Here is a 15,498-nt window from a genome sequence, read left to right on the forward strand (position 1 = left end):
CAACTTCAAAATCACTACCGGTCTTCGCCCAGTTTGATCTCGAAACCGGTTCGCTCGTTGATCGTTTCAAAGAATCCACGAACGATGTTGGTCGCTCCGTCGTCACCGATCAGCTGGGCCATGAAACGCTGTTGCGGCTGGCTGAATTGCTCTCGCAGTTGCTCCATCTCAGGTTGGAACTGAGTGGGTTGAACCACGTAGTAAACCGAGAGAGGTGCGTTGGGGGCGACATTGGCTTGGCCGACTTCGGTGTTGAAGACCGATCGCATGAATTCATCACCGACCGAGTTCAGTTCAGGGACATTGCCGATCGAAGTTTGCATCATCCCGACCATGTTGAGCCAGCTGAACGGGCCCAGTCCGGTGTGCAAGTTGTCTTCTTTGCCTTCCGGGACGACGTCGGCCAGTTTCTTGCCTTCGGTCAAGGAGTCGGCCAGTTTCCGGGCCGCTGCTTGGGCCAATTCACGAGCTTCTTCCGTGCGGATCGCCAGGATGACTTCTTCGCGAACCTCGTCCAGTTCGGGGGTGTACGCTTCGATGTCTTTGGTTTTCCAAGAGACATACGACTTCGCATTTTCGAGGTCCACCGAACGTTGGGGCGCGAACTCTGGTTGGGCAGGGATGGATGAACCGTCTTGCATGGCGGCTCCAAACATCATCGCGTAGTAGGGAGCACCGCGTTGTTGCAGCGATTGGCCCAGCCCGTAGGATTCGCCGATCGGCTCTTCGCTGACGGAGACACGATTGACCAAGCCGGTCGTGCCATAGCCGAGTCCCTTTTCTTCTGCGATCGCCTTCAAGTCCGGACGTGTGGGAGCCTCTTCGGCGGTCGAAACGCCAACCGCAACGTTGCTCTCGTGGACGGCCATTTCACTGAAGTAGTCCCGCATCAAGGCGTTCATTTCGGTGATGGTTTGGTCCAGCTTTTGACGTGCGGTTTCGGAAACCATGTCGGTGGCAATTGCATCGCGAACGTCTTCGAAGGATTGCGGTTTGGTCTCGGCCGGTTCGTCGCCCAGGTCCAACCCGTCGCCCAGTTCCATTTCGTCTTCGTTGGTTTCAGTGGCTGGGGGAGCGTCGGCAGGAGTTTCTGCGGCGTCATCGTCGTCTTGGAACGCGACCAGTTGGACCGCTTCGTCGCGTGAGCGGAGCATGGAACTGTCTTCGCTGGCCGGTTCGTCCGTGCTTTCTTCGGAGCCTGTTTCTTCCGAGCTGGTTTCCTCGGCAGGAGTTTCTTCGGCAGGAGTTTCTTCGGCAGGAGTTTCTTCGGCAGGAGTTTCTTCGGCAGGAGTTTCTTCGGCAGGAGTTTCTTCGGCAGGAGTTTCTTCGGAGGTGGGTTCTTCCGCTGGGGTTTCCTCGGAGGCGGTTTCACTGCTTTCTTCGCTGGCGGGCTCGGTTTCAGCTTCCGCTTCGGTGGTTTCTTCCACCATTTCTTCCGCGACCGGTTCTTCGGTGGTTTCCACCGTTTCTTCGACGGCTTCTTCCGCAGCGTTTTCGGTTTCCATTGCTTCGAGTTCCGCGGTGGCGTCCTCGGTTGCCTCAACGGGCATTTGGAAATCACCGCCGGCCAGTCGGCGTTCGTATTCGGCGCGGATGGCTTCTTCGGTCAGTTTGGCTTTTTCTCGTTCAACGAACTCGTTCAGGTCGGCGAAGACAAATTCGATTTCGGCCGAATCCGGACGACGGAACTTGGGTTCAGGGCTTTGGTCGTTGGGATAGGCCAGCAGGTCCTTTCCAGCGTCATAGACTTCTTGGATTTTGGACTGGCTGGGGGATTCATCGGTTTGGTCGAGGTATTCGGCGACCAACACGCCGTAGGCGTCGATGTTTGCGGACTGATTGGTCTTCAGGAAATTTCGCCATTGAGCCAACGGGGTGGTGACAGGCATGCGGCCGTTCATCAGTCCCACCATTGCACTGCGTTGGTAAAGATCCGACAGCAAATGCATCCGCAGCTGTTCGTACAGTTGGATGGGACCCATTTGGTTTTTGGTGAACTGCATCAGCATCGAACCGATTTCGTTGTCGCTGAGCAATCCATCGGTGTAGCGGCTGAGCCAGTTGCGAACGGACGTGTCATCCAGCTCGAAACCAGCTTTTCTGGCTTCGCTGTAAAACCGCATCGTGTTGATGGTGGCTTCTTCGCTTGGGTTCGCATCGATGCCGAGCGATTGAATCTGGCCTGATTCTTGATCGTATTGAAAACCAGGAACCTGTGGCACTCCCCCACGCCGGAGCGTTTCTTGGCCCAGATCGCTGAGGAACCCGACGATTGCACGGTGCTGCTGAGTTGTGCGGGCGACGCGGCTCTGCGTCAGCGTGACACCGTCATAGACCGCCGCGACAGGGTCGGAATTGGATCCGCCTCCTCGCCGCAGGTAAGTGTCCAACGCAGGCAAGACGACGAACGCAAACAATGCCAACAAAGTCAACAAGACCATCATTGGTTTGAGGTTGCGTCGAAAAATCTCGAACGGGCTACTGCTCATCGTTGGGTCCAAAAAACAAAATGGTTGCAATTCAAACCGCAGAGGGTATCCCCACGGGAATTTACTGGTCAAGGTGAGTTGAATCGAAGGCTCGCTAGCGGGGCAAGCACCTCGGCGTGATTGGGCGGTCGATTGGGTGAAAGGAATGTCAGAATAGGCAAACGGCGAGGAATGGCTGGTTCATCACCACGCTTCGGGGGCTTCCTGGCCTTCGGATCACCAGGGATTGGGCCAGCGCCTGCTCCCCTGGAAAGAGCTGAGCCAAGAAAAAGAATCCCAGCTCATTCGCTGGGAATGAGCTTTCGGTAACATCCGATTTCTGAAATTCGCGGCGATCTCACCAGATTCGAATGCGTTCTTCCGGAGCGATGTAGAGCGGATCGGTCTCGTCGATTCGGAACGCTTCGTACCAAGCGTCCATGTTGCGGACGATTCCGTTGACGCGGTATTCGCTGGGGCTGTGCGGGTCCGTGATCAAACGTTTCCGCAATTCGGGTTCGCGATACAGGCGACGCCAGATCTGGGCCCAGCCCAGGAAGAATCGTTGATCACCGGTCAAATTGTCGATGACCTTGGCCGGTTGGCCTTCCAATGACAGTCGATAAGCCTCGTAAGCAACGCTCAGTCCGCCCAAGTCGCCGATGTTTTCGCCCAGCGTCAGTTCGCCGTTGACGTTCATGTCCTCAAACGGTTGGAACTCGTTGTACTGGTCGACCAAACCGGAGGCTCGCTTTTCAAATTCTTCGCGATCCTTGGGCGTCCACCAATTCACGAGGTTCCCGTCGCCGTCGTACTTGCTGCCTTTGTCATCAAAGCCGTGCGAAAGCTCGTGGCCGATGACCGCGCCGATTCCGCCATAGTTGACCGCGTCATCGGCGGCCAAATTGAAAAACGGTGGTTGCAAGATCGCGGCCGGGAAGACGATTTCGTTCATCGTCGGGTTGTAGTAAGCGTTGATCGTTTGTGGCGTCATGTGCCATTCGTTGCGATCAATCGGCCCACCCAGTTTGGCGAGTTGACGCTCGGTTTCAAAAATCGACGCGGCGATCAAATTGGTCGCGGGGGACTCAGCAGTGATGTCGAGTTTGCTGTAGTCCTTCCATTCGTCCGGGTAGCCGATTTTGGTGTGGAATTTGCCGAGTTTCGTGAGGGCCTGCTTCTTCGTGCCTTCGCTCATCCAGTCACGCGATTCAATGCGTTCGGCAAAGGCGCGTTTGAGGTTTTCGACCAATTCGTTCATGCGGCGTTTGGCTTCGGGAGCAAAGTGCTCTTCGACGTACAGTTGCCCGACGACCTCACCCAAAACGCTGCCGGTCAAATCGACCGCGCGTTTCCACATCGGTTGTTGCTCATCGATTCCCGAGATCGTTTTGTCGTGGAATTCGAAGTGGCGGCGTTCCAAGTCTTCGGTCAATGCCGACGCGTAGGCGTCGATGGCATGGAACTGGAAGTACGCTTGCCATGCTTCGAGGCTGTGGTTGGCGAAGGTCTCACTGAGTGATTCCATGTAGCTGGGTTGCCGGACGACAAAGGCGTCTTGGTCGGTCAAGCCAATCGCATGGGTCATTGCGGGGACGTCGAAGCCCGCGATCGTTTCGTCGACTTCCGCGAGCGTGAGCTTGTTGTAGGTCTTTTCCGGATCGCGATTTTCGGTCTTGGTCCATTGGTTCTTCGCCAGTTCGGTTTCGATGGCGACGACTTGCTGTGCCAACTCTTCGGCGGACTCAACCGACAAGACTTGCAGCATGTCTTGCACGTAAACCTGCAACGCTTGGCGAGCCGACACGTATTGGGGATCGTCTTCGAGGTAATAATCGCGGTCGGGCAGCGACAATCCAGATTGAGACAGGTACACCGTGTAGGTGTCGCTGGCCTTGGCATCGACGCTGATGTAGGCACCCAAGGGAGCACCCACGCCAACGCGAGACAGGCGACCGATCGTGGCCCCCAGATCCTTTTTGGATTTCAATCCGTCGACGATCTCCAAAACGGGTTGGATGGGTTTGAGCCCGAGTGCATTGCGTTGGTCGAGGTCCAACACGCTGCGATACAGATCGCCGACCTTTTGGGCTGGCGTGCCCTGCTCGGCTTTGGTCTCAGCGGATTGTTCGATCAACGCTCGGACTTGGGACCGCGTCGCGTCGTCCAACACCGTGAAGATTCCGTAGTTGGATTTGTCCGATGGAATCGGCGTGTTTTCCAGCCACTCTTCATTGGCATGCAAGTAGAAGTTTTGCCCCGGTTCGACCGTGGCGCTGAACAGGGACTGGTCGATGCCAGAGACTTTGTCGGCAACCGTTTGGCTGGTCTTGCCGGGAGATTCCGCCGAGACGACCGCGGGATGCAAAACCGCGGCGAACAAGGCCAAACCCGCGGCGGATTTGCCGAGCGACGACAGACCGGCCATCGCGATTCCAAAGCAGCCCTGCAGGCGAACCCTGCGGGAAGAACGAGGGGCTGAGGGTCGGGGCATACGAGTGGTCACGAGCAATCCTTTTGTCGAAACGAGTCGATTGGAAAGAATCAATGGGAGGGTGCGAAGTCAGCGGAGAAACGACCCATACGATTCCAGCGAATTGCTAGTTCGTGGGGCAAAACTCCGGGGGCATCGTCCCACAAATCCGGGTTGGTGTCAGGTGCGGAAATGCGACACTTGGGCACCCCGGCCGGGTAAGATGTCTGACCCACCCGCACCCCCGCCTTTCGTTCTTTTTGCGAGGAAATCATGCCAAAGTCCCACCCCACGCCCGAATCGCAATCGGTCTCGCGTCGTCGATTCCAAAAAACAGCCGCGACCACATTTGTGCTCTCCGCCGGAACGGCTTTGTCGCGTGCCCGGGCAGCGGGAGCCAACGATCGCGTTGGTCTGGGGTTCATCGGCGTTGCCAACCGTGGCAGCCAATTGATGAAAGCCTTCGCTGAGCACAAAGATTGTCAGCCTGTGGCGGTCTGTGATGTGGATTCCCAAGCGATGGCGGCGGCCGCGAAAAAGGCCAGTGAAACGGCGGGGAGCAGCGTCTATCAAACCGGCGACTATCGCGAATTGTTGGAACGCTCCGACGTGGATGCTGTGGTCATCGCCAGCCCCGATCATTGGCACGCTTTGCAAATGATCTCGGCCTGCCAAGCGGGCAAGGACGTTTACGTCGAAAAACCATTGTCGGCGACGATTTTCGAAGGACGAGCGATGGTCAACGCCGCTCGCAAGTTCAATCGGGTCACGCAAGTCGGCACGCATCGCCGCAGCAGCCCGCTGTATCACGAATTGGCCGGGCGTGTGCAGGATGATTTGCTGGGAAAAGTCTGCGTCTCACGTGCCTATCGACTCAGCAACATGGCTCCCGCTGGCATCGGCAAACTTCCCACGTCCAAACCACCTGCCCATTTGAATTGGGACATGTGGGTGGGCCCGCGTGCCGAGCAACCCTATCAAGACAACATCGCCCCGTACAAATTTCGTTGGTGGCAGGATTACAGTTCGCAAATGGGGAACTGGGGAGTGCACTACCTCGACGCGATTCGTTGGTGCCTGGGCGAAGAGGCACCCTCGAGTGTTTGTGCGATGGGGGGACGCTTTGGCGTCGACGACGACCGCACGATCCCGGACACGATGGAGGTGACGTTCCAATTCGCATCGGGACGCTTGGCGGTTTTTGGACAATACGAAACCAGCATGAACCCAACGCTCGCGTCAGGCGAAATCGAACTGCGTGGCACCAAGGGGACCGCATACGTTTCCGAACGTCAGTATGAGATCCTTCCTGAACGACGCGGTCAGTTTTCGAAGCAAGACGACTTTGCCAAGCCAGAGACACGTTCGGAGGTTTCGAACAATCATGTGTTGACCGTCAATCACGCACGCAACTTTTTGGACTGCATGGTTTCGCGTGAACGTTGTCACGCGGACATTGAGATCGGTCATCGCAGCACCACGTTTTGTCACCTGGCGAACATTTCGCAAACGTTGGGCAAGCGATTGGATTGGGATGCAAAGGCGGAGAGGTTCACCAACGACGAATCCGCCAACGAGATGTTGCACTACGAATACCGTGCCCCATGGAAATTGCCCACGGTGTAAAACGTCGTAGCCGGATTCGCCAGAATTCGGAGAGCACGATCTTGTAGCCGGATTCGCCAGAATTCGGAATCACCGCGAAGTCACCCACCGAATTCTTGGCGAATCCGGCTACGTTATCGCTGCGTAGGCCAGGTTCCACCTGGCGATGGTGATACGCTAGCCCACGATACGCTCGCGAGCGACGTTGAATCACACGCCTCGCTTTGTTCCAAAGCATCGATTGCGGTCGCCAGGTACAACCTGGCCTACGAATCGAGGTAGCCGGATTCGCCAGAATTCGGAATCACCGCGAAGTCACCCACCGAATTCTTGGCGAATCCGGCTACGTCATCGCTGCGTAGGCCAGGTTCTACCTGGCGATGGTGATATGCTAGCCCACGATACGCTCGCGAGCGACGTTGAATCACACGTCTCGCTTTGTTCCAAAGCATCGATTGCGGTCGCCAGGTACAACCTGGCCTACGAATCGAGGTAGCCGGATTCGCCAGAATTCGGAAGGCACCGCGAAGTCACCCACCGAATTCTTGGCGAATCCGGCTACGTCATCGCTGCGTAGGCCAGGTTCTACCTGGCGATGGTGATACGCTAGCCCACGATACGCTCGCGAGCGACGTTGAATCACACGTCTCGCTTTGTTCCAAAGCGTCGATTGCGGTCGCCAGGTACAACCTGGCCTACGAATCGAGGTAGCCGGATTCGCCAGAATTCGGAAGGCACGGCGAAGTCGCCCACCGAATTCTTGGCGAATCCGGCTACGGTCATTTCTGGGGGTCTTGCAGGCCCTTGTCGATCAATTCCAACTGCTTTTGAACGCGCTGCTCGACTGCTTCGGGACGGCTGAGTTCCGCGATGGAGTCACTGATTTGTTGCAACTGCTTTTCCAGTTGCTGGATGTGCATTTGCTTCATTCGGATCTGCTCCCTTTCAAGTTCGATGAACATCGCCTTGATTCGCTCTTTGGCTTTTGATTTTGCTGCCTTCGATGCTTCGTTGTCGCCTGCTTCACTCAAACTCTTGAGCTCTCGGCCGATCTGTTGGCGAATTCTCTGAGCCTTATCGGCAGCTTTTTGAATCGAAGCAGGTCTGGATGCCGGTGGAGCGGCAAACGGATCGGCTCCCGTTTCGGCACCAAATGGATCCGATGTCTGCGGTGAGGAAGTCTTCTTGGGCGGGGACCCGCCAAACGGATCGACGGTGGCGGGAGCAAATGGATCGGTTGCGGGCGCATCAAACGGGTTGCGGTTCATCAGTTCTTGCGAGAAGAACAGGTCGATGCGTGGCCGTCGGCGGCTGGTCTCGGACCACTCGGCCAAGTCCAACGCGATCGCGACGTGTTGTTCCATGTTGGATTTCAAGGTCGCCTGGCTTCCAACCGGGACCTGCAACCAAATGCTGCTTTGGTCTTTGGGAATGCTGAAGTCACTGGGCAGGAACGTCACACGGTTCAAACCGAATCGCAGTGCTTTCAGTCGGATCTTTCGTTTCAAAGAATCGAGGTCTTCTTCTTTCAATCCCTCCGGCATGCGAGCGATGACATGCCGCTCGGGTTTGTCGGGGATCGAGAGCTTCATGTCCAAGTCGATCAAACCAGAAGTGGGTTTTCGATATTGGATGGCGGAGACTGAGCCGCCCCCCATGCCTCCCATTCCACCTCCGCCGTAATCGTAGTTTGGAAAACACTTCAGGACGTCCTGGACCGTCATGAAAGGTTTGGTCTCGAAGTCATAGTCGGGACCGAGAAGGATCGTGACCTTGAGAGGAAGGTTGGAAGGTGACGGAGGAGCCGTGCTCATTCCCATGTCCATCCCCGTGCCGTCCATCCCCATGTCTCCCTGCGCCTGCAGCGAACCAGTGGGCATGGCGATACCAAGCATCGATGAGAAGACAACCGCAAACAGCAGGCTCAGTCGTGTGCACATAAGATTTCTCCGAGTAGGCCAGGTCTCACCTGGTGATGGGTTTGTTTTTCGTTCTTTATGGGGCAGATCCTTTGTGGGTTTCGGCCCGGTGCACCTCTCCCGAAACGAAGTATGGGGAGAGGTCGAGCGACGCCGTTCAGGCGTACGCGAGGGTGAGGGTCGGGCATGGGAAGCAAGGTGCATTGCCTGGACGGTCAACACTTGAGGGGTGACACCGTTCTGGACCGCGTAAGTTCTGTTGCACGACTTCGCCCCAACGGGGCAGCCCTATCACAGCCCAGGGCGACGCCCTGGGGTGCGGCGGGAACAAGATTGCAAAGCCCCAACGGGGCGGTCCTAGCGTTTTTGCGGGACTCTCTGTTAGGGCCGCCCCGTTGGGGCTCGCGTTGGAGCGTTCGTAACGAAACCCCAGGCGATGCCTGGGGCTATCATAGAGCTGCCCCGTTGGGGCGTGGGACAGAACCAAAACCCACGCCGCATTGTCCGTGTCGACCCTCAAGTTTTGACGGTCTTCGCGTAACTCTTCCCCATAACCCTCCCCTCGCTTCGCTCGACCCTCCCAGAGGGAGGGTGATGATAAACGCTTGGCGAAACGGCAAGTAAAAACTGCACGACATCTTCGCTCAAGACGGCGAAGCTGAGACGATGCACTCACGGTTGTTCCTTGACCTCGAGGCTTCGTTGCAGCGATTCGATCTGCTTCTGTATAAGTTCCAGTTGGGAATCGATCTCGGCGAACGAGGTGGTTTCGTTCTTTGTCTGATCGTCCCACACCGATTCGGTGACCGGCCCAGCAAAGGCATACTCGGAGGCGACGGGCTCGGGTTGGGGCGAAGACGAATTGCTAGCAGGTTGCGTCTCGACGACGGTTGATTGGCTGGTTCGGGATCGGTTCCAAACATTGATCGCCGACAATGGGATGGAAGCCAGAAGCAGAACCGTCAGTAGAATCGCGAGACGGATGTGGGGTCTTTTCGATGCCATCACTTCGCTCGGAAGAGGGATGCTGGGTTGTTGCACGTGGGCCAAGCAGGCTTCCAGCAAACGCTGCGTTTCTTCGGCGCTGCTGATTCGATTTCGTGCATCCTTGCGAAGCAATTGATCGACCAAGTGGTCCATCCAAACCGGAACACTCGCTTGGCTTTCTCGCATCGGACGATGAGGATGATCCGTGATCCGTCTGAGAATTCCGTAGCTGGTTTCCGAACGAAAGGGCGGGCGTCCTGTTGCCATCGCGTACAGAACACATCCGAGTGCAAACAGATCGCTGCGAGCATCGACCGATTCACCACGGGCTTGTTCGGGTGACATGTACTGCGGGGTTCCCGCGATCACGCCGGAGCGTGTGACGGTTGCATCATCGGCGGCGCGGGCCAAACCAAAGTCGGTCAGCATCGTTCGGTCGACGGCGGGTTCGATCAGAATGTTGGCGGGCTTGACGTCACGATGCACCAATCCTTGACGATGGGCGGCAGCGAGTGCTGCGGCGACTTGGATACCGATCCGCAGCACATCGGTGATCGGCAGTGGGCCCTCGGTGTCGATGCGTTGTTGCAGTGTTCGGCACGCCACAAACGGCATCACCAAGTAGGGCAGGGTGGCGGATTCACTGACAGACAAAATCGGCATCACGTTGGGATGCACGATCGCCGCGGTCGCTTGTGCCTCACGAAGAAAACGTTTGCGAGCCGTTCCGATCGAGGCCAAGTGCGGCGACATGACTTTGATGGCCACCGGACGATTCAGTTCCGGTTGAAAACCCTTCAGCACAATTCCCATCCCGCCATGCCCGATCACGGATTGGACTTCGAATTCGCCGAGTTTGCCAATCGCATCGGGTTGGTCGGTTGGCTGCAGAAACGATACCGCGAAATCGGCCAGCCAAGCCGTCTCGCTGGGTTCAGCCAACTTGGGCGTGTCGAGCGTGAAGCTGCCTGACATCGTCTCGCGGCGAAGCGATTCACGAATTGCGTGGGAGGACTCGGCAAACCGCTCGATTCTGTTTTGACAGAGCTCGCAATCATCGAGGTGCGAGGTGACATCTTCGTCGGTCAGCGCGTCGGCGTGTTCGTCGAGCACCAATCGCAGGACGTCGTCGCTGGGGTGTTGGGGTTTCACTGCATCACCTCGTCGAGAACCACTCGAATGCGACGCAGGATGCGGGAACGCGACATGTAAATGCTGCCGGCGGAGACGTTCAGTTCTCCAGCGATCTCCGCAACCGGTCGGCCTTCGATCATCGTGCCCCAAAACGCTTTCCAGCTCGTGGGGGCAAATTCGGAGCGGACTTTCTCGGCCGCCCAGACAATCAATTCATGTTGGTACTGATCTTCCAACACGGGATCATCCACGGCGGGCTGTTGGTCGAGTTGCAACAGTGCGTCCGTGCCGCCCTGGCCAGTGATTTGTTTCCGCTGGCGAGCCATGTATTTGATCACGACGTTGCGAGAGACCCGGTGGACCCAACGCCGGAACGAGGCGTCTTTGCCGTCGTCTTCGAATCCATCAATGCTGCGAGCGATCGAGATCAGGACTTGCTGGGTGACGTCGGCGACGTGCGACGGGGGCGTTCCATGCCGGGCAACCAGGTGTTTGAGAAAGGGCTCGTACGTTTCCACAAACGACCACCAAGCCGATTGGTCTTCCGCACCGCCCAAGCGAACGATCAAGCTCGGTCGTGTCTCGGGTGAGTGCATGGCTGGGGACCGCCGAAAAGAAAAGCCGCATCTGCTCCACGACGTTGCTCCTGTCCGAGCGACGCTGTGAATGAAACGTGTCGTCTAAAAAGTACAGTCCTCCACCGAGCGAGAATCTCACGCCTGTCGAAAAGTTTTTTTGAAACTCAGTTTTGTTCCGCAGGCTCACCCAGCGTTTCGCGAATCGCGTCGGCCAATTGTTCGCCCAGTTTCGAGCCGCCACCGACGAAGACTCGTGTCACGGTGCCCTCCGCGTCGATCACCACGGTCTGCGGAATCGCGTTGGCTTGGTAGCGTCCTGCCGCGACACCGTCGATGTCCATCACGACTTCGGGGCTGACCCCAATTCGGTCGAGTGTGTTGCGAATGTCTTCGGCGCTCTCCTGCAAATTGACGGCGACCAAGCGGACTTGTTCAGGATCAAATTCGGCAACGGCTTCCTCGATCACGGGCATGGCTTGCAGACAGGGGCCGCACCAGGTCGCCCAGAAATCCAGGACCAGTGTGCGACCGGTTTGATCCGCGATTTGGAACGGTTCGCCGTCGAGTGTTTTGAGTTTGAAGTCCGGAGCAGGATTTCCAACCAAGGGAGAGCGAGTGCCCGCCAGCGAGTCGTCCCCACCACCCGAGTCGCCGATGATGGGTTCAGGGGCGTTCACGAGCTGCCAAATGGCGTGAGGGTCGTCGGGGTTGTCACGGTCGTCGATTTGGCCGAAATACAGTTCTTCGCAGTTGGAGAGCGGCAGTCGGATCGGACCGAGGAAAAAGTTGTCACCGATCAACGTTTGGTTGATGACACTCTCGGGAACCAAGGACAATCGGTTGCCGTCGTGCATCTTGCCTTGCACGGTCAGGACGGTGCCATCGCTCGTGTCTTCGTCAGCATTTTGTACTTCGGTATCAGCATCCGTGTCGGGGGTGTTCTCGTCTTCCGTTTCGAGTGGTGGTTTCAACCAAATGATTTGCGAGATGACGTTGCGAGGAATCGTGATCGTTTCCAACCGCGATTCCACTTTGGCAACTTCTTCCGTCAGGGTTACCAGTCGACAACGCATCATGTCGCCGTTGTTGGCGATCAAGAGGTGGGTTGGCGGGCTGTTCTTGCGATTCCGCGGAACGGTGAGCAATCGCTGGCGTTCCTGTTCATCGATGACCGGTTCCGAACCGGTCGAGTTCAGATGAATCGCACGGATTTGTTCACGCGGGAGCTTGGTTTTTTGGGTCATCCCTGATTCGAAGGTGACCTCGTTTTCGTCGATCGAAATCACTTTGCCAGGAATGACTTCTCCCGTCTTCAGGTAGATCGGTTTTCCGGCGACGGTCTTTAAGTTCGCTTGGGGATCAAAGACTTTGCTGAACACATTCCAAACCCCAGGTTTTGCGGCTGGCCGGATGGGGGCGGCCTGGCGATTTTGAGCCTGCACCACACCGTTTTGTTTTTGGACCGCTTGACGAATTTTTTGAAGCCTTTCGATACGAAGCTCCGTCGCGGATTTCGTGGTTTCCACTTTGGGACGCAGGATCAATTTTCCGGTGACATTGGGGCGCATGACCGATGCGATGGTGCCAGCCGGTTCGAACCGAAGTGCCGTTGGTTGGCTGTCGGGTTCGGCGTCGAGCAGACGTCCATGGAGCCGTGTGCCTTCAAGTTCCAATCGCATTTGTCCCCGCAGGGAAGGGACGTTCGGTTTCGATGCTTGGAAGTCAATTGTATCGATGCTGGAAATCGGGATCGTGACTTCGCCTTGGGTCGCCTCAGCGATCACATGCAAAGACTGTTGATCGATTCGTTGCAGGCGACCGCTCAATCGCATTCCATCAAAAGTTCGGATTTGCAATTGATCGAGACTGGGCAGTTCGGGCTCGGAAGCTTCATCCGAGTCGGCTGGATCGAGGTCCACCACCATGATTTGATCGGCATGGATGGAGCGTTCTTCTTCGCCTGCTTGGAACTGCCACAAGTTATCCTCGATGCCTTTCCAGATGCCTTGGAATGCATCGCCGTTGGTCAGGTGGACCGTCGTTTTGACGCCGTTTTCGTCGGTGTTCTCGGACGCTTCAGCGGTGTCATTGGATTTTGGAGCTGGATCGGTGGCGTGCAGGACTTGCAAGGAACGGATACGAAGGGTGCCGTCGATGTTGCGGAAGTAGATGCCGGTCTGAGTAATCCGTGGCGTTTTGATGGGCAGCGTGTACTGCGTCAGTGTTTCGCCACGCATCGATTCGATCATCACGTGACGGTTGGCTTGGTCAATCTTCAAAGTCACCTGCAGCCGGTTGCCGAGTTCTTTGAGTTTCGCGATGGATTCCACCCCAGCCAGCGAACCATCCTCCCAAACGGCGACGACGTCATCGTCCCAAACTTCAATGTGGAATGCGTCGGCCCAAGTGTTTTCAGGGGATTCAGGATCGACGCCGATGGCGATGACAAAGTTCGGTTTTCCTTCCCAGGCGATGTCCAGTTCGACGCGAGCCAATCGCGGAAGCTGGAGGTCGCGGAAAATGGTGGCCAATGCGGTGCTGGTTTCCAACGTGCCCTGGGAATCCACCCAGCTTTCAAGTCGACCGTTCGACTCCCAATCATCGCGTGATCCGGGGCCTTGGAAGACAACGGCGCGGCTATCATCCCAGCGAAAAATTTGGCGAACCTTGGCGAGAGGCAGTTCCGATGTTTCGCCTCCGGTGAGGGAAACCGTCAATGGATCGCCAACCTGGACGATATCGCCGAACAGACGATCGCCATTGAGCAGTTCCAGTGCGAACCGACCTTGGGTGGCGGTGATTTCCGAGGGAGGCGGAAAGGTGGCCGATGCCAAGGACGCGAAGGGGAAGGAAAACGGTGTGGCAAACCCCTGGTTTTGCCAGTTCACAACCGTTGGGGATTCTCCTTCGCTGATTCGTGATGCTGCGAAATTCCCTAGCACATGATCGCCATTGTTCAGTCGCAGGATCCCGGAAAAGTCATTCGCGAACAATGGAGGGGTGCACAACGCCCGGTTCAGGAAACCAAAGGCGCCCACTAGCAAGATCAGGGACACCCTCGCCGCGGTGGAAGTCCTTCGGTGCCTTTGGGAGGGACGGTCCGCTTCGGGCCGGGGAGTGCGATTGCTGAGTTCAGGCTCGACCCTCCCCTCGCTTCGCTCGACCCTCCCAGTGGGAGGGTGAAGGGTGAAAACGCCGATGTTTGCAAGGTCTGAACACCGGATGAGCTTGGCGAATGGTCGTTTCATGCGATCGTGATTTTCCAAGGTTTTCATCGTTCGTAGATCGGCAAGAAGCGGAAGTTGAGCGCCATGGCCAACAGCGACAACGAGGTTTCAACGGTGGGGCCAAAGTTGCCCGAGAAGCTTCCATCGTCGCTCTGGCTGGCCTTGAGTTGACGGATCAAATCCTTGTTCCATTTTTCCCAGGCATCGACATCGCCTTGGAACAACGCCTGGGCTTGGTAGTAGTTTCCGTAGCTTTTGTAGGACCCACCGGAGGTGTCCATTTGGTTGGTCAACGCGGTCAAGGTGGTTTTGAATTCGGGCATGTCTTTTCGGCGTGAGACGGCATAGACCAAGCACCCAATCGAAATTCGCGGTGTCGAATTGTCAAACCCACCCAGTCCAGCGTAAGCGACTTGTCCGGACGAGCTGGTCATGGATTTGAAATAGGCCACACCGCGGTCGATCGCTTCATCGGGAACCTTGACGCCCGCGTTGCGGGCCGCCAGCAATCCGACCATGACAGCGCCACTGACGGAGGTGTCGGCGTCTTTGGCATCCGCGCCGTATCGCCAGCCCCCGTAGGAGTTCTTCTTTTGCGAGGTCACTGCGCCGCGAACGGCGAGTTCCAGGGCTTCGCCGAGCGAGCGATCCAGTTTCTTGCCGCCGGTGGTGAGCAGGCGTTCGTTGACCACACCGTAGGCTTCGGCGAGAGCCAACATTGCGAAGCCGTGGTTGTACATGCTGGCGTGGCCGCCGGGGCCGCTGTTGCCGCCCAGGATGCCCGAGTTGGAATCTTGTGAGTTGACGATGCTGATCAACCCGCGGCGGATGTTGCTGCTGTAGATGCCGTAGTTGGGGTCCTCACCCGAGGCCAGGAACGTCATCACGGCCATGCCGGTCACGCCGGGGCCGGCGTAGGATCCGCCGGACCATTCGCCCGTCTCGGTTTGTGATTTGGCCAGATACTGAAGGCCTTTTTCGTAGATCTCTCGAACATCACGCGGGACCACATCGCCGAGTTGTGCGGTCGGGAATTGGGCTTGGGCGGGGGTTGAAAAGAATGTTCCGATCATCAGCAAAGCGAGGATCGCGTTGGGGCTCATGGTC

Annotated in this window: 8 protein-coding genes; 1 reads left to right on the top strand and 7 read right to left on the bottom strand. The window is 57.1% G+C overall.

Annotated features, from left to right (window positions below; all coding sequences use genetic code 11):
* Positions 1-14: 14 nt before the first annotated feature.
* Together PSR62_RS05630 and PSR62_RS05635 are read right to left on the bottom strand one after the other, a co-directional pair.
* Entirely contained in the window at positions 15-2,489 is a 2,475-nt protein-coding gene (locus PSR62_RS05630) for a hypothetical protein (RefSeq protein WP_274406835.1), read from the bottom strand.
* A gap of 337 nt (positions 2,490-2,826) precedes the next feature.
* Complete coding sequence (locus PSR62_RS05635; RefSeq protein ID WP_274406836.1) at positions 2,827-4,896, bottom strand: M13 family metallopeptidase; 2,070 nt, start codon at positions 4,894-4,896, stop codon at positions 2,827-2,829.
* Between the two features lie 318 nt (positions 4,897-5,214).
* Between PSR62_RS05635 and PSR62_RS05640 the strand changes: the two genes are divergently transcribed.
* Positions 5,215-6,567, top strand: coding sequence for a Gfo/Idh/MocA family protein (locus tag PSR62_RS05640; RefSeq protein WP_274406837.1), 1,353 nt, complete (start codon positions 5,215-5,217; stop codon positions 6,565-6,567).
* 758 nt (positions 6,568-7,325) lie between these two features.
* Here the strand turns inward: PSR62_RS05640 and PSR62_RS05645 are convergent.
* The 5 genes from PSR62_RS05645 to PSR62_RS05665 all read right to left on the bottom strand — a co-directional run bounded on the left by PSR62_RS05645 (position 7,326) and on the right by PSR62_RS05665 (position 15,494).
* On the bottom strand, positions 7,326-8,486 hold the full coding sequence (locus tag PSR62_RS05645) for a hypothetical protein (protein WP_274406838.1): 1,161 nt from the start codon (positions 8,484-8,486) through the stop codon (positions 7,326-7,328).
* A 651-nt stretch (positions 8,487-9,137) separates the two neighbouring features.
* Positions 9,138-10,604 (bottom strand): serine/threonine-protein kinase, encoded by a 1,467-nt coding sequence (locus tag PSR62_RS05650; protein WP_274406839.1) that lies wholly within the window; start codon positions 10,602-10,604, stop codon positions 9,138-9,140.
* Positions 10,601-11,182 carry a sigma-70 family RNA polymerase sigma factor gene (locus PSR62_RS05655; protein WP_274406840.1) on the bottom strand — a complete coding sequence of 194 codons (582 nt, stop codon included), beginning with the start codon at positions 11,180-11,182 and terminating at the stop codon, positions 10,601-10,603. Before PSR62_RS05655 ends, PSR62_RS05650 begins: the two co-directional genes overlap by 4 nt.
* 146 nt (positions 11,183-11,328) lie before the next feature.
* Complete coding sequence (locus PSR62_RS05660; protein WP_274406841.1) at positions 11,329-14,172, bottom strand: TlpA family protein disulfide reductase; 2,844 nt, start codon at positions 14,170-14,172, stop codon at positions 11,329-11,331.
* 263 nt (positions 14,173-14,435) lie between these two features.
* Positions 14,436-15,494: a squalene--hopene cyclase gene (locus tag PSR62_RS05665; protein ID WP_443217364.1), complete on the bottom strand. Its 1,059-nt coding sequence runs from the start codon at positions 15,492-15,494 to the stop codon at positions 14,436-14,438.
* Between the last annotated feature and the right edge of the window lie 4 nt (positions 15,495-15,498).

The organism is Rhodopirellula sp. P2, assembly GCF_028768465.1.
Taxonomy (GTDB): domain Bacteria; phylum Planctomycetota; class Planctomycetia; order Pirellulales; family Pirellulaceae; genus Rhodopirellula.